The following is a 14,444-nucleotide window of genomic DNA, read 5'->3' as shown; positions in this document are numbered from 1 at the left end:
GCAAGGCTTAGTCAGAGGGTTCCGGCACGTTTCCAGGTGAGATACTGATTGACCAGTTCAGGGCCTAGGGCGGCCGGACGTGTATCGATGAGCGCAACACCTTGGGCCGACAGGCGCTCGTGCAGCGACTCCCTGGCCTGGCGGTAATCCATGGCCCCACAATATTCCAGCGCATCCTCGTAGGTTTCTATCACCTGCTGCATCTTCGTATCCAGGATATCTTCACGCAGGCTGGCAATCAGCATGCGGTGCTGGCGACCGAGATGGCCAAGGGCAAGCCTTAGATCATCGTCATCTTCATCACGCAGGTTGGTGACCAGAACGATCAGTGCACGGCGACGCTGGCGGCTGAGAAGCTGCTGGGCGGCTGAACTGTAATCGGCAGGGGTCAGTGTAGGCTTGAGGTCATAGACGGCATTGAGCAGTCGGCCCAGCTGCCCATGGCCTTTGGCAGGCGCCACGTGCCGTGGTTGCTCATGAGCAAAGGTGCTGATACCTACGGCATCGCCCTGGCGAAGGGCAACGTGGGCCAGAAGCAGGCACGCATCCAGAGCCTGGTCGAAATGCGACAGCTCACCGTCCTGGCTACGCATACGCCTGCCGCAGTCCAGGAGCAGCAGGATCTGCTGGTCCCGTTCCTCCTGATATTCGCGGGCGATGGGCATTTTCTTGCGTGCCGTGGCTTTCCAGTCCATCTGCCGCAACGTATCGCCCTGGCGAAACTCTCGCAGCTGATGGAACTCGAGCCCCAGGCCTCGTCGAGGTTTCTGCCTGACACCCAGTTGACCCAGCCATTGCTCGCCTGCCAGAGGCGATGAGCTATAAAGGCGGGCAAAGTCCGGGTAGACCCGTGCGTCTCCAGGGTGCTCCAGCCGGTAACGGCGCTGCCAGAATCCCAGTGGGCTGGGCAGGATACAATCACAGGCCGGAAAGCGGATATGCCCTCGCTCCAGAGGCCTGATCCGGTAGTGCGCCTCGGTCTGCTGGCCGGGCTTTAGAGTCATCTCCAACGGTAGATGCTCGTGGGCCATGGAGGCGGGGATATGGTCGAACAGCGTGACGCAGCATTCGCGGGGATAGGAATGATGCAGCGTAAGCTGAACGTCGCTCCAGCGTCCCAATGATAACTGCCCGGGTAGCGTACGCTTCAGAATGGGAGGGGCTCGTCGATAGGCACTGACAGCATCGCCCCCGGCTATCAGCAAAAGCGCCAGCAAAGCGCCCCACCAGACAGCATGTAGCGTGTCAGCCACGGAGAGGCCCAGCGCCTCGAGCGTACCGAGGAACAGTGCTATCCCAAGCAGTCCGGTCAGGATCAGCAGAAAACGTCTGGAGGGCTTCATAAAGGCGCGAATCAGAGGCGAGGGGCTGGGGATTGATCAATGATCTGCCGCAGCACCTGATCAACTGTAATGCCGTCGATTTCAAGTTCTGCCGACAGTCTAATCCGGTGGCGCAAAACGGGCAGGGCACACTGCTTCACGTCATCGGGCAGAACGAACTCGCCACCCCGCAGCAGGGCTCGCGCACGCGCGCCGCGGAGCAGGGCGATAGAGGCACGAGGCCCGGCGCCCAGCATGATGCCGGGCCAGTTACGGGTTGAGCGTGCCAGCCGCACGGCATAATCCAGCACTTGATCGTCCACCGGCAGGTCCGCTGCAATTTTTTGCATGGCCATGATTTCCTTGGCTTGCAGTATTGGGCGCAGAGGCGTGACATCCAGCATGTCGCTGCGTGTGGAGCGAGTGACCTGTCTGACCAGGGCACGTTCGTCTTCTTCGCCGGGATAGTCGATATAGAGCTTGAACATGAAACGGTCCAGTTCCGCCTCTGGCAGCGGATAAGTGCCTTCCTGCTCTATCGGGTTTTGGGTGGCTAATACCATGAAGGGTTGAGGAACCGGCAGCGCTCGGCCTTCCAATGTAATTTGCCGCTCCTGCATGACTTCCAGCAGTGCCGCCTGGGTTTTTGCTGGCGCACGGTTGATCTCGTCGGCCAGCAAAAGGTTGGTAAAGGCAGGTCCCTTGCGTAGCTTGAACTGCTCCGTCGCCAGGTCATAGATGGCATGACCTGTGATGTCGCTGGGCATGAGGTCCGGTGTGAACTGAATACGTGCAAAACTGCCTTCGAAACAGCGAGCCAGCGCGCGAACCAGCAGGGTTTTGCCCAGTCCGGGTGCACCCTCGATCAAGACATGTCCTCCAGCCAGCAGGGCGGTCAGAACATCATCAATTACTGTGCTCTGGCCTATCAATGCCTTGTTGAGGGCTTGCCGCAGCGATTGAGCGAGGCTGCTGGCGCGTTGACGCTGTGCCGTATGATCAGGGGGCGTGGGAGTCGCAGTAGGCTCGGTCATGGCGTATTTCCTTGAGTAGGCCGCGAGGGGAGTGCACCGCGAGTCATAGTGCCTTCCTAATGCGTTGCAAATGTGCAACGCGGCGCGTGAAGTCGATTGGAGACAGTTTCTCTGATGTCAGCGGACGCATGCTCTGGCTGATCTCATGCGCAGACAAACGAGCCAGGCGGCCTAGAAGCTGCCATTGCTCGGCAACAGGGAGGCGTTCGAAGCCGGGATGACGGCGTCGGGCGTGCTGCTGAATATCTTTCTGCAGCAACGTGATCAGGCTGGCCAGCCCAGCATGTCGGCGAATGAATTCGGCGCTGGCCCGCAGGTGCTCACTCAGCTGACGGCGCCCGGTGGCGGGACTTGGTAGCAGGGGTCCCAGGCGCTGCGCTGACTGCCATAGCCAGAGCGCCAGAAGCAGGGCTGCGGCGGCCAGCGTTTCAGGAAAGTAGCGTGCCATGAGCGTAACAAGGCTTTCCTTGTCGGCGCGGTATAGCAGCGTGACGTCACTGTCCTGGGTGATATACCAGAGCAGCCAGGCATTGTCATATTCGCCTATATGGGCGTTTTGCCAGATCCAGGGGTCCGTCATGACGGTAATCAAACCGTTGCCCCATGGCAGCTGCATCATGTGCGTAGCGGCTTCGCTGTTGGCCCAGGACTGGGCCAGATTCCTGGAGTCGTACAGATGAAACTCATCATCGAAACCGATATAGGCTGGCTCCTTTTCGTTTTCCAGATAAAGCTTGGTCAACGGAGCCCATTTTTCGGCAGGAGCGGGTTCAGCGTCCTGCTGATCCGTCTCCTCATCCTCCAGGTCGCGCGTCAGCAACTGCTGCACACCGATGGCGTCAAGCAGGAAGTCGCCGCTTTTTTTGCTCTGCTCATCCCACAGCTGCTCGGCTACGAAAACGACATGTCCACCTCGGCTGGCCCAGTCCAGGACCTGCTGACTCTGGGCGGGTGACATACGGTCTCGTTCTGCAAGCAGCAGCAACGTATGGCCTATCGAAGGCAGCCCATTCAGCACCGTAAAAGAGTCACTGTGTTGAATGGTAATGGACCGCTCCTTCAGAAAGCGCTCGGCAGCCAGATAGGGGTTGTTCCGGGCCTCTGGACTGGGCCCTGCATCTTTCAGCGTCTCTGTCAGGGTGATGTACTTCCAGGCCCACAACCCGGTCAGCAGCAGGACGGCCACCATCAGAATAATCCACAGCGAATGCCGACGCGTCATGCAGACACCTGCGGACCAAACAGATGACGCCATTGGTGACAGAGCGCCTGAAGCGTTTCCTGGGAAGGCATGCGATGGCCATAGGCAAGCGCCTGCCATTGGGTCGTCACACCGTGCAGATAACCGACCACATCGGCGTTGGGTATTGATCTGCCAAGTTCAAGGATTTCGCCTTCGGTATGCGCCTCCTTCAAGGGCAGATGAAAGTCATGCAAAAGACGGCTCAGCAGGCCGCGATAAAGCAACCCCAGTGCGCTGCGAGGGTCGTGTTGCCAGAGACGCTCGGCTTCGCCAGGGATATCGGAAGGTAAACTGGTCGGGGCGACTTCCAGACCAAACAGCTGACGAGGCGTGTCGACAGGTCTGGCAGGTTTGGTGGCGATTCGCCGGGTAAAGAGGGTTAGCCAGACGCGGTAACGCCAGAGCAGCACGCCAAGCCCTGCAATCAGTAACGTCCATAACAGGATCTCAATGAAGCGGTCCGCATGGGCAATAAGTGTTTCGAGGTCCCGCCAGTGGAGGCCATTGGATGACGTCACCGAGGCCTTGTTTTTGTCCTGCTGGCCGACGTGCCATTCCAACTGGGTGCGCTCATTCCTGAAGGGCGGGCTCGCCAGTATGACGCCGATGTGCTGCCGGGCAACCTGACTGTTCAAGGGCTGGTTCAGCAGGCGAGGCGCATCCGGGCCGGCTGCTTCCTGAGGTGGCAGTGGGCAGATCGCTGCAGCTGACGGCTCATCTGCCAGGACGGGCGGCGGCGAAAGCAAAGCGCTCATGGCTCCGATCACAAGCAGCATGGGTATCGCACCTGTCAGGCGCTGGCGCAGGCGTCGAAAGGCCAGCTCAATGTCCCAGGCTTCCAGCGCTGTACGCCGGTTCAGATAAAGACTGAAGCCGCACGCCACATACACGGGCTCCCATACAAGCAGAACCAGTGCATATAGCAAATTTGTAAGGTGCTCCACCCAGAGCAGGCCATGAGCCTCGACATCGATCAGTTTGAACCAATCGAGTTGCTCGACGATCTGCGAGGGAATGAAGAGATAAATCAGGCCCAGAAGACCGAGATAAAGGGCCATTTCAATGTGCGCACCGGTAAGGGTCAACCAGAAGGCGGCCTGTGTATCTTGTTGCGTCAGGACCCGAACACGAGCCTGACGTGATGCGCCGGACAGGCCTTCAAGCTGCTGTACGGGTAATAGAAAGCTGCGCTTGGGCGTAAAACGTCTCCATAGAAGGCTGGGCAACAGCTGTACGCTCAGCAACCGTGGATAAGCCATCAGCGCTTGTCTGGCCGTAATCGTTTCGCCAAAGAGCGCTCGGGACAAAATATGCAGGGGTAGCCGCTCGAACAGTGGCTTCAACCACCAGAAAACCAGCATGGCGATGGAAGGATAATTCCAGAGGGCGGCGCTCAACAGGGCCAGAACAGGAAGGGTGAGCAGTGCCCAGCTGGTCATCAAGATATGCAGGTGTTCACGGGCGAGTCTCACGCCAAGATCCAGAGCTTCCCAAGGGCTACGGGGGCGGATAACCGCCTGGCTTTCACTCAGGCGCATGTCGATTTCTTCCTGCCAGCCCGAAATAACCTCCAACGGCCAGCCACAACAGCGCACCTGCGCTGTACTTGAGAGTAGGGCTGAGTGCAGCGCTTGAGGACCAATAGGCCTCGACAAAGGCGGCCAGCGTTAACAGTACAAAGACACCGGCAATCATGCCAACACAGGGTTTGGCGGCATGTCGCAGGGCATCGCTGCGGCGCAGCCGGCCCGGCGCCACCAGCGCCCAGCCCAGCTTCAGGCCTGCCGAGCCGGCCAGCGTAATCGCTGTCAGCTCAAATGCGCCGTGCCCTACCACGAAGGGCCAGAAGGTAGAGCCTGAGCCCAGTTGCGTCAGGTAACCTGCCACCGCACCGATGTTAAGCCCATTGAACAGCAGAAAGAACAGTGTCCCCAGGCCATACAGCAACCCGCCTGCAAATGTCTGAAAGGCGATTCCTATATTGTTGCGAATGTAATAGCCGAACATTTGCCAGTCCTGACTGCTGGCCCGCTCGGGCAAGGCTCCTATGCGCTCGGCATCCGGCCTGTACATACTTTCCATGTTGGCAACCTGGGCGGGGTCCAGCAGGCTGTAGACTAGATCAGGTATGTAATAGACCAGTAAACCCATTATGAGAAGGCTGCCATAGAAGAGGGCGCTTGCTACAGCGACCAGGCGCCATTCTGTCCGGACCAGTCGAGGAAAGTCTGCCAGCAGGAAGCCGAGCAATCGCTGCCGAATATTGCCCGGATGGCGATAGATGAGCTGGTGGCCACGCAGCGTCAGTTGATGCAGGTGCTCAATCAGCTGGGGGCTGTAGCCACGTGCCTGAGCAAGTGCCAAGTGCTGGCACAGACGACGGTAGCTAGCAATAAATGCCTTGCTGTGTTCCAGCGTTGAAGTCGGGGTGCGTTTTTCCAGCGCAGACAACTGCTCACTGAAGCGAGCCCACTCAGCCTGGTAGCGCTGTTCGAAAGGCGCCTGCCTCATCCGTGAGCCCCTAGCAGGGCTTGTGCAATTCGGTTCAGGCGCTCAGTGGCTTCGCTGCGGTCTACCCCCAGAGGCTCTGCCAGTAGTGCGGCCAGCTCGTCTCGACGGGATAGAGACAACTCGTTCTGACGCTCGGCAAACGAGAGAATGGCCTGCTGCTCTATTAACCCCAGCGCAAACGGGGGGGACAATGGAATGACGTCCTGTAAGGTAAAGCGCTCGTGTGGTTGCTCTTGGTGAACGACCAGGGTGCCTGCCACCAGATCTCCCAAGCGTTTGAAGCTGGGATGTAACAGGCTGCTCAGGATACCCATGGCATAGCCGAAGGGGAGAAGATCCACGACGCGCAACAGATTGCGTAGCAGCGAGCCGGACCAGCCCACCGGGGTGCCATCATCATTCAAAACGCGCAATTTCATGAGCTGCTTGCCTGGTGAGCGGCCCTGGTTGAGCACTTCAAACAGCACCATGTACCACCAGCTGATCAGAAATGTCAGCAGCGCGATCAAGCCAACCCCGACATGGCCCAGAAAGCCGAGCACAAGGTAGGCAAGCGCCATGATAGCGCCTCGAATAGCCAGGTCGATGGCATACGCCAGGGCGCGAGGTATGACGCTGGCTGGACGCAACATCAGGTCGATGGCTTCCGGGGTTTCGACGCGTAACAGCGTATCGAGTGGAAGTGGCATGGGTACAGATGAGCCTTCTCTAGTGTAGGTCGGCACAAGAGGTTGCTCGGCGTTCACATGGTGTCATTGGATGAGAACCCCTACGCAGACTGGAACGACAAAAATAACCAGTCGGCAGGCAAGCGCTTCAGCACATTATCACTCCTTTGATAAGGTCATCACCCACGCCTGGTGCGTCTGTGCACGTTAACGCAGCTTGGCTATCCTGACGCACGGCTTGGAATCCATGGGTATCATGAATTCAATGACATACATACGGTCGCAGCCTGCGACATGATAAGCCTAGCGACCCATCAGGCGTATAGGCAACTGAAAAATCCAGAGTGCTCGACTCGAGGCGCTGATAGCTAGGAGAGCTTTGTCGTGAGCCGCACCATATTCTGGTATGACTTCGAAACCACAGGAACCAATCCACGCTGCGATCGCCCACTACAGGTGGCCGGCTTGCGAACGGATGAGGACCTTAACATTGTTGGCGAGCCGCTCAACCTGTATTGCCGCTTGGGCGACGATATCCTGCCGCATCCGGCTGCCTGCCTGATTACCGGCATTACGCCTGAGCGCCTCGAACGCGAGGGGCTTCCCGAGGCCACCTTCATGGCCCACCTGCATGCTCATATAAGCCAGCCGGGTACATGTACGGCTGGTTACAACACGCTGCGCTTTGATGATGAAGTGACACGGCATAGCCTGTATCGAAATTTCTACGATCCGTATGCGCGGGAATGGCAGGGCGGGAATACCCGCTGGGATCTGATCGATTTGCTACGTGCGGCTTATGCCTTGCGGCCGGAGGGCATTGAGTGGCCTCAGGATGAGGGGCGGGTGACCTTGAAGCTTGAGCGTCTTTCCCAGGCCAACGACCTGGAGCATGGTCAAGCACATGATGCTCTGTCGGATGTACACGCCACAATACAGCTCGCTCGGCTGGTGCGTGACCGGCAGCCACGGCTGTATCATTTCTTGTATCAGCTCAGACACAAACGTTCAGTGTTGGAGCACATTACGTTACTTAAACCGCTAGTCCATGTTTCTGGACGGTTTTCAGCCGAGCGTAATTTTCTTTCCATTGTACTGCCGCTTTGCTGGCATCCTCATAACCGTAATGCGTTAGTTGTCTGTGATCTTCACTTTGACCCAAGCCCTATATTAGAGCTGGACGTTCAAACGCTACATCAAAAACTCTATACCCGGCGTGAGGACTTGTTAGCCAATGACGAACTGCCAGTACCGCTTAAACTTATCCAGATAAACCGATGCCCGGTGTTGGCACCTTTGGCTGTTCTAAGAGAGCAGGATCAGGAAAGACTGCAAATAAATATGCAGATGTACAAGCAACGTGCGGCTCTTTTACAAAGTAAGGCAAAAATATGGCGAGACAAATTGTCGCAGCTTTATCAAATAAAGGCTGAGAACGCAGTCTTTGATCCTGAACAGCAGCTGTACAATGGCTTTATATGTGAGAGCGATAGACGCTTATGTGATGAGATTCGAAGCTGTGACCCTATTAAGTTGGTAGATAAAAGGTGGTTATTCACAGACGAACGTTTGCCTGAACTTTACTTCCGTTATCGGGCCCGTAACTTTTCCCATACTTTGACGGCTGAGGAGCAAGGGCGTTGGCATTCATTCTGCCGTGATCGTTTGATCAATAGTGAATTGGGCGCACCCAATACACTATTCTCTTTTGAGGAAGCCTTGCATGCACTGGTGCAGACCGCCAGCGAATCACAGCAAGCCCTGCTAAATACATGGCGAGTACATGCGCAGCAGTTGAGAACTCGGTTCGGAGTTTAAAACCTTTAACTACTCATAAAAAACGCCAGCAATGCTGGCGTTTTTTATCTAACTGACGGATATCAGTCGAGCAGGGTGGCCCAGCTCTCGACATCATCGGCGCCCCACTTGGCTTTCCACTCTTTCAGAGTTTTGTGGTTGCCGCCTTTGGTTTCGATAACTTCCCCTGTATGCGGGTTCTTGTATTGCTTTACTTTACGTGCACGCTTGGTGCCGCTGCCTTGAGTGCTCTTGGCATTACCGCGAGTGCCACGAGTGTTTTTGGCATCAGTGTCAAGAATAGCGATGATGTCACGCAGGGACTTGGAGTATTCACCCATCAATGCGCGCAGCTTTTCTTCGAATTCCAGTTCTTTTTTCAGTTTATCGTCTTGGGAAAGATTACGCAGGCGCTCCTGCAGCTCTTTAATAGCTTCTTCAGTGGCACGGTATTCATTGATAAGGGACATACATTTACCTGCAATGCAAGGGCTGGTCTTTTTTAATGATAGTGTTGGCGTAACAACAAGTAAACCTACTATTAACTTTTTGCAAGCATAAAACAAGTTAATAAGGTTGATAATGTTCAACTAACATTAAAACTCAGGCGCGAGATTCGTCGCCGCAAGTCGATGGAAGCTGAAGTTTTCCGTGCGCAAGGCTAGAATGGCGGCCTCCGTTTTTTCGAGGTTGTTCTATGCGCACTTTTCGTCTGGTGATTGCCTGCCCGGACGGCGTAGGTATAGTAGCCAAGGTAAGTAACTTCCTGGCGACTTACAATGGTTGGATCAGTGAAGCCAGCCACCACTCCGATACCGAAAGTGGCTGGTTCTTTATGCGTCATGAAATACGCGCCGATTCTTTACCCTTCGATTTAAAGGGTTTTTATCAGGCGTTTGCGCCAATAGCCAAAGAGTTCTCCATGCAGTGGCGCATTACTGACTCTGCAGTTAAAAAGCGTGTAGTACTAATGGCCAGCCGCGAATCCCATTGTTTGGCGGACTTGCTTCATCGCTGGCACAGTGGCGAACTGGATTGTGAAATTCCTTGTGTCATTTCCAATCATGATGCATTGCGCAGCATGGTCGAATGGCATGGTATTCCTTATTTCCATGTGCCGGTCGACCCGACTGACAAGCAGCCCGCCTTTGCCGAGGTCTCCCGGCTGATCGATGAGCATCAGGCCGATACTGTGGTGCTGGCGCGTTACATGCAGATCCTGCCGCCGGATCTTTGCCAGCGCTATGCGCATCAGGTCATCAATATCCATCACAGCTTTCTGCCGTCCTTCGTGGGGGCCAAGCCTTACCACCAGGCCGCCAAGCGGGGCGTAAAACTGATCGGGGCAACCTGTCACTTCGTGACCGAGGAGCTGGATGCTGGTCCGATCATCGAGCAAGATGTGGTGCGTATCACCCATCGTGACAATGTCGAGGACATGGTGCGTCTGGGCAAGGATGTTGAAAAGATGGTGCTGTCGCGTGGTCTGCGCTACCACCTGGAAGACCGTGTGCTGGTACATGGCAACAAGACGGTCGTCTTCAACTGATAGGTCCTGAGGTCTTATGAGCGATCCTTTCGAGCGTGCAGTGGCTTTTCCTCCTCCCGTCCTGGGGGAGGGATGTACGCAGCGCTACGACCCGGATGCGCTCAACGAAGACAGCGGCACCGATTTTCCGGGTGCCGCTGAGCTCTGGCAGAATCTCTTGGCTGGCTCTACGTCTGGCGAAAGCGAATCAAGCGATTAAGCAAGGGACGTCCCGCCAGGTGAATGAACACCGGGGCGCCTGCTATGAGATAGAAGTAGTACGTCACGGCTCGCCAGATCAGAATAGCTGCCGCTGCTGTCGACTTGCCCACCATGGGTGTAAGCAGCGCACCTGATGCCAACTCTGCGCCTCCAGCGCCGCCGGGCAGCAGGCTTGCCTGTCCAGCGGTCAGGGCCAGCATCTGTATCAGAAAGGTCCACGCCCAAGGAATGACGGCTCCCAGACCGACCAGCGTGATATACAAGATGCTGTTACGTAGCAACCAATGCAGGGCTGTCAGGCCAAACACCGCCGCCAGAGTGGAGTGAGGCATCCGCAAGCTTTCCTTCAAGGCATTGCGGAAGCGCAGTACCTTGCGTCCCCAGCGCAGGCGTCGTGACTGTTTTACGCCCAGGCGCTTCATGATTCGTCCATTGCTGCGCAAAACGGCGCGATGAAAGCGTGCCAATCCGAACAGCAGGACGATAATTCCTGTCATCAGGGCAGCCGTGCCTCCCAGCAGCAAACCTACGTGGGGATTCAGCGCATGGAAGAGGGCATAAATCAGGATGCCGATCAGCGCACAGACGAAAAACAGCAGATCGCTGATATGGTCCACTGCAAAGACTGCGGTGGCTTGTGCCGGTCGTACGCCGCGGCGTGCAAGAAGCGCCATCATGGTAAACGGACCGCCTGCACCGCCAGGCGTGGCGCAAATGGCAAATTCGGTTGCCATCACAATGCCCAGGGAGCGAAGGTGAGTGGTGCGATGCAGGCGTCTGAGTAGCAGGCGCAGGCGAACCGCATTGACGTTCCAGCACAGCACTATCATGCCCAGCATGAGCAGCAGTAGATCAAGTGGAAAGTCCCATAGCTTGCCTAGTAGCCCGGTGCCGCCTAATAGAAGGGGAATGAGTGCTGCTGCCAGCAATGCACTGAGCAGCAGCCATACACCACGGCTCATGCCGCGAGACGCTCGTTGAAATAATGCCGGTTGAGCCAGTCGATTTTATTGATGGGGGTGCGTCCTTCTGCCATCAGGCGTTTAAGTAGCCCCAGCCAATAGTCTCTGGAAAATTCATGTCGCATATCGACAGGGTGTAGCCCCAGGCGAAGCAGGGGCGCTGATCGATGACGGCGAGCGGCTTGCTCGCTCATAAGCCAGGACATGCCTCTTCGCCATGGGCTTCTGGCACTCCATACCAACCCAGGCGCTTCTACCTGGCGATGGTCAGGTAGCAGATAAAAATGCTGAGGATCGCTGGTATACCGCAAGTCGGTCTGGCTCAGGGCACGACGTGTTCCTTCGCTCATCAACCAGGCTGGCGCCACAAACCCATGCAGAGGCCAGCCAAAGCGCTCAAACAGCGCAATGCCTTTCTCAAGACGCTCGCGGGCCTGTGCTTCATCAAGGGTGTAGAACTCACCCTCGTAGGTGTAAACCCTGCGCATGAACCAGTCACGCGGATTCGTGGGCGCTGGGGCATCATCACAGTGGAAGTAGCCATGAAGCGCCAGTTCATCGCCGCGAGCCAGACGCTGGTCCATGAGCTTGATGAAGGCTGGATGCTGATCGAGCGGGTTACGATGATGGAAATCGGGAACGACCAACAGCGTCATGGGCACATTGCCCAATGCGTCTACCGCCTCCACAAAGGGCTGATAATCTTTCCAGGTTTCTGGTGCCACATCATGTAGCACCAGCATGACATTGCGTTCAACCATGTGCAGCTACCGGCATTTCAGACGTACCCAGCACGGCATGATAGTGGGAGAGCAGGCCCGCAACTACTGTATCCCAGGCATGATGCGCCTCTACATGTTGGCGGGCCTGACGGCCCACGAGACGGGCATCGTCCTCGAAGAGCTCGCGTACGGTGGCCGCCATGGAAACTGGATCATGAGGTTGGCAAAGGCGTCCGGTATTGAAGGGAACGATTTCTGCCAGGGCGCCTGCCTTGACGGCAACAACCGGAATACCACAGGCCATGGCCTCGAGCGCCACCAAGCCAAACGTCTCCTGATGCCCTGCGTGCAGCAGCACGTCGCAACTGGCGACCAGGCGTGCAACTTCGGATGCCGGGCGAAAGCCATTCATGACCGTAACGTTGTCCGGTACATGGCTGGGCATATTCGAGCCCACTAACAGCAGGTGATAGGGCTTGCCCAACTGACGAGCAGTTTCCAGCAGGATGGGCAGATTCTTTTCCCGTGAACCGCGACCGGCAAACACCATCAGACGAGTAGACTCATCCAATCCGAGCTCGCGCTTGAAATGTGGGTCCCGCAAGGATGGATGGAACGTTTCAAGATCCACCCCTAACGGCTGCACATATACATTGCTCACGCCCATGCGCTCAAGCTTTTCGACCATGACCTTGCTCGGTGCCAGGACACGATCAAAGCTGCGGTACAGGCGTGCGATGTAGGTGCTCATGTTGCTGCCGAACCAGGTACCGAGCCGGTTGCTGGCCAGAAGCGGAAGGTCGGAGTGATAGAAACCGATAACGGGCACGTCCAGCCGGCGACCTGCGTCCAGTGCTGCCCAGGCCGTCATGTAAGGATCGCCCACTTCAATCAGATCAGGTTGCAGCTCGTGCAGTACGTTGCGCCACGGGCCGCGTCGGACTGGAAAGCGGTAGCCCTTTCCAAAGGGTAGGGGGGGCGATGGAATCTCGTAGATTCCGCCGTTTTGTCGATAGCTTTCTCCTGGAACAAGCACACTGTGCTGAACCCCAGGATAACGACGTAGACGGCGGTGTTTGGCATCAATATATGTGCGCACACCGCCGCTGGCAGGTGCATAAAACATGGTCATATCAGCAATATGCACGATGGAGCTTCCTCCGTTCGGCTTCTTATAAGAACCGTCTGAAACTACCGACATGAGCATTGTGGGTAAAAAGGATAATGCAGGCTCATGCGTTCAGATGTTCTCTCCCTGTGCCCATGAATGGACCATTACAGTAAAAAGACGTTCGCTAAGACCTTGTTCTAGAGCGAAAGCTTTCGCTTCGTTAGCTAAAGAACAAACACGACAGGGTCTCCCTGCGGCGCTACCGCAGGGAGACCTGAGCCAGAAAATAGAACGCGACGTCTTTCGAAGCGCCAAATATCAGTACGCGCTGGCGTGATCCAGCGTGCTGATATCCTCGGCGCTCAACTGAAGGCGGGTGGCCTCTGCCAACTCCTTGAGCTGGTCAAGCGAGGTGGCGCTGGCAATGGGGGCCGTGACGCTGGGACGTGCCATAAGCCAGGCAAGGGCCACACGAGCTGGGGTCGCATCATACTCCTCGGCCACTTCGTCCAGAGCCGACAGAATCGTAACGCCTCGCTCGGTCATGTATTTCTTCACGGAATCGCTGCGGGCACCCTTGATATCATCCTTGGTGCGGTACTTGCCGGTCAGAAAGCCGCTGGCCAATGAGTAGTAGCTGATCACACCCAGCCCTAATTCCTGTACCACAGGCTCAAGATTCTTTTCATAGTCCTCGCGCTCGTAGAGGTTGTAGTGAGGCTGAAGACTGATATAACCCGGAATCCCAAGACGCTGGGCGATCTGATGCGCTTCGCGTAGGCGCTCGGCACTGTAGTTGGATGCGCCGATAGCGCGGACCTTGCCTTGCTCGACCAGTTTGGCCAAGGCCTGCAGGGTTTCTTCCAGAGGCGTACCAGAATCGTCGATATGGGCCTGATACAGGTCGATATGATCGGTTTGCAGGCGCTTGAGGGAGTCCTCTACGGCCCGCTGAATATAGTCGGCGCGTAAACCTTTCTTACCGTCCCCCATATCCATACCGACCTTGGTAGCCAGAACGATCTGGTCGCGTTTACCGCTCTTCTTCAACCAGTTGCCAATGATGGTTTCCGACTCACCGCCCTGATTGCCGGGTACCCAGCGCTCGTAGACGTCAGCCGTATCGATGAAGTTGAGCCCGTGGTCGACCAGCCCATCAAGTAGAGTGAACGACTTGGCTTCATCAAGTGTCCAGCCGAATACGTTCCCACCCAAGGCAAGTGGAGAAACGTGCAGGCCGGATTGACCGAGTTGACGTGTGCTCATGGTGTTCTCCTTTTAACGACAATAGGACCGTCCGCTGCCAAGCGGCGAACAGACCTCA

The 14,444-nt window shown here is 56.5% G+C and carries 14 protein-coding genes; 3 read left to right on the top strand and 11 right to left on the bottom strand.

The window, feature by feature from the left end:
* Positions 1–11: 11 nt before the first annotated feature.
* The 6 genes from PLU01S_RS07450 to PLU01S_RS07425 are packed head-to-tail and all read right to left on the bottom strand — an operon-like array spanning position 12 to position 6,799.
* Positions 12–1,343 carry a DUF58 domain-containing protein gene (locus tag PLU01S_RS07450; protein ID WP_074824707.1) on the bottom strand — a complete coding sequence of 444 codons (1,332 nt, stop codon included), beginning with the start codon at positions 1,341–1,343 and terminating at the stop codon, positions 12–14.
* Positions 1,344–1,354: 11 nt separating this feature from the next.
* Complete coding sequence (locus PLU01S_RS07445; RefSeq protein WP_010795257.1) at positions 1,355–2,356, bottom strand: AAA family ATPase; 1,002 nt, start codon at positions 2,354–2,356, stop codon at positions 1,355–1,357.
* A gap of 43 nt (positions 2,357–2,399) precedes the next feature.
* Entirely contained in the window at positions 2,400–3,578 is a 1,179-nt protein-coding gene (locus tag PLU01S_RS07440; protein ID WP_074824704.1) for a DUF4350 domain-containing protein, read from the bottom strand.
* Positions 3,575–5,137, bottom strand: coding sequence for a DUF4129 domain-containing protein (locus PLU01S_RS07435; protein WP_074825167.1), 1,563 nt, complete (start codon positions 5,135–5,137; stop codon positions 3,575–3,577). The genes PLU01S_RS07440 and PLU01S_RS07435 overlap by 4 nt, the downstream gene beginning before the upstream one ends.
* Entirely contained in the window at positions 5,124–6,110 is a 987-nt protein-coding gene (locus PLU01S_RS07430; protein ID WP_074824701.1) for a stage II sporulation protein M, read from the bottom strand. The genes PLU01S_RS07435 and PLU01S_RS07430 overlap by 14 nt, the downstream gene beginning before the upstream one ends.
* Positions 6,107–6,799, bottom strand: coding sequence for an RDD family protein (locus PLU01S_RS07425; RefSeq protein WP_074824698.1), 693 nt, complete (start codon positions 6,797–6,799; stop codon positions 6,107–6,109). Before PLU01S_RS07425 ends, PLU01S_RS07430 begins: the two co-directional genes overlap by 4 nt.
* 363 nt (positions 6,800–7,162) lie before the next feature.
* Here PLU01S_RS07425 and sbcB point away from each other — a divergent pair, with 363 nt between their 5' ends.
* Positions 7,163–8,596, top strand: coding sequence for an exodeoxyribonuclease I (gene sbcB / locus PLU01S_RS07420; protein WP_074824695.1), 1,434 nt, complete (start codon positions 7,163–7,165; stop codon positions 8,594–8,596).
* Positions 8,597–8,658: 62 nt separating this feature from the next.
* Here the strand turns inward: sbcB and mvaT are convergent, their stop codons facing one another.
* Positions 8,659–9,045, bottom strand: coding sequence for a histone-like nucleoid-structuring protein MvaT (gene mvaT, locus PLU01S_RS07415; protein WP_010795251.1), 387 nt, complete (start codon positions 9,043–9,045; stop codon positions 8,659–8,661).
* 227 nt (positions 9,046–9,272) lie between these two features.
* Here mvaT and purU point away from each other — a divergent pair, with 227 nt between their 5' ends.
* The gene (gene purU, locus PLU01S_RS07410) at positions 9,273–10,124 is read left to right on the top strand and encodes a formyltetrahydrofolate deformylase (protein WP_010795250.1); all 852 of its coding nucleotides are present in this window, start codon (positions 9,273–9,275) and stop codon (positions 10,122–10,124) included.
* A 16-nt stretch (positions 10,125–10,140) separates the two neighbouring features.
* A complete protein-coding gene (locus PLU01S_RS07405) occupies positions 10,141–10,323 on the top strand; it encodes a hypothetical protein (RefSeq protein ID WP_074824692.1) in 183 nt (60 codons plus the stop codon).
* Here PLU01S_RS07405 and gpgF read toward each other — a convergent pair.
* The 4 genes from gpgF to PLU01S_RS07385 all read right to left on the bottom strand — a co-directional run bounded on the left by gpgF (position 10,292) and on the right by PLU01S_RS07385 (position 14,386).
* Positions 10,292–11,287 (bottom strand): glucosaminyl phosphatidylglycerol flippase, encoded by a 996-nt coding sequence (gene gpgF / locus PLU01S_RS07400; protein WP_074824689.1) that lies wholly within the window; start codon positions 11,285–11,287, stop codon positions 10,292–10,294. The two genes, PLU01S_RS07405 and gpgF, sit on opposite strands and share 32 nt — an antisense overlap.
* Positions 11,284–12,048: an N-acetylglucosaminyl phosphatidylglycerol deacetylase gene (gene gpgD, locus PLU01S_RS07395; RefSeq protein ID WP_074824686.1), complete on the bottom strand. Its 765-nt coding sequence runs from the start codon at positions 12,046–12,048 to the stop codon at positions 11,284–11,286. The genes gpgF and gpgD overlap by 4 nt, the downstream gene beginning before the upstream one ends.
* Entirely contained in the window at positions 12,041–13,156 is a 1,116-nt protein-coding gene (gene gpgS / locus PLU01S_RS07390) for an N-acetylglucosaminyl phosphatidylglycerol synthase (protein WP_074825166.1), read from the bottom strand. Before gpgS ends, gpgD begins: the two co-directional genes overlap by 8 nt.
* Positions 13,157–13,438: 282 nt before the next feature.
* Positions 13,439–14,386 carry an aldo/keto reductase gene (locus PLU01S_RS07385; protein WP_074824685.1) on the bottom strand — a complete coding sequence of 316 codons (948 nt, stop codon included), beginning with the start codon at positions 14,384–14,386 and terminating at the stop codon, positions 13,439–13,441.
* Positions 14,387–14,444 lie beyond the last annotated feature (58 nt).

It is taken from the genome of Pseudomonas luteola NBRC 103146, from assembly GCF_002091675.1.
GTDB classification, from domain to species: Bacteria; Pseudomonadota; Gammaproteobacteria; order Pseudomonadales; family Pseudomonadaceae; genus Chryseomonas; species Chryseomonas luteola.
The sequence above is the reverse complement of the archived record's forward strand: the minus strand, read 5'-3'. Positions and strand labels throughout refer to the sequence as shown.

Bases quoted from the DNA above. Each gene is read 5' to 3' on its own strand.
- PLU01S_RS07450 (WP_074824707.1), bottom strand. From the start codon at position 1,343: ATGAAGCCCTCCAGACGTTTTCTGCTGATCCTGACCGGACTGCTTGGG.
- PLU01S_RS07445 (WP_010795257.1), bottom strand. From the start codon at position 2,356: ATGACCGAGCCTACTGCGACTCCCACGCCCCCTGATCATACGGCACAG.
- PLU01S_RS07440 (WP_074824704.1), bottom strand. From the start codon at position 3,578: ATGACGCGTCGGCATTCGCTGTGGATTATTCTGATGGTGGCCGTCCTG.
- PLU01S_RS07435 (WP_074825167.1), bottom strand. From the start codon at position 5,137: ATGCGCCTGAGTGAAAGCCAGGCGGTTATCCGCCCCCGTAGCCCTTGG.
- PLU01S_RS07430 (WP_074824701.1), bottom strand. From the start codon at position 6,110: ATGAGGCAGGCGCCTTTCGAACAGCGCTACCAGGCTGAGTGGGCTCGC.
- PLU01S_RS07425 (WP_074824698.1), bottom strand. From the start codon at position 6,799: ATGCCACTTCCACTCGATACGCTGTTACGCGTCGAAACCCCGGAAGCC.
- mvaT (WP_010795251.1), bottom strand. From the start codon at position 9,045: ATGTCCCTTATCAATGAATACCGTGCCACTGAAGAAGCTATTAAAGAG.
- purU (WP_010795250.1), top strand. From the start codon at position 9,273: ATGCGCACTTTTCGTCTGGTGATTGCCTGCCCGGACGGCGTAGGTATA.
- PLU01S_RS07405 (WP_074824692.1), top strand. From the start codon at position 10,141: ATGAGCGATCCTTTCGAGCGTGCAGTGGCTTTTCCTCCTCCCGTCCTG.
- gpgF (WP_074824689.1), bottom strand. From the start codon at position 11,287: ATGAGCCGTGGTGTATGGCTGCTGCTCAGTGCATTGCTGGCAGCAGCA.
- gpgD (WP_074824686.1), bottom strand. From the start codon at position 12,048: ATGGTTGAACGCAATGTCATGCTGGTGCTACATGATGTGGCACCAGAA.
- PLU01S_RS07385 (WP_074824685.1), bottom strand. From the start codon at position 14,386: ATGAGCACACGTCAACTCGGTCAATCCGGCCTGCACGTTTCTCCACTT.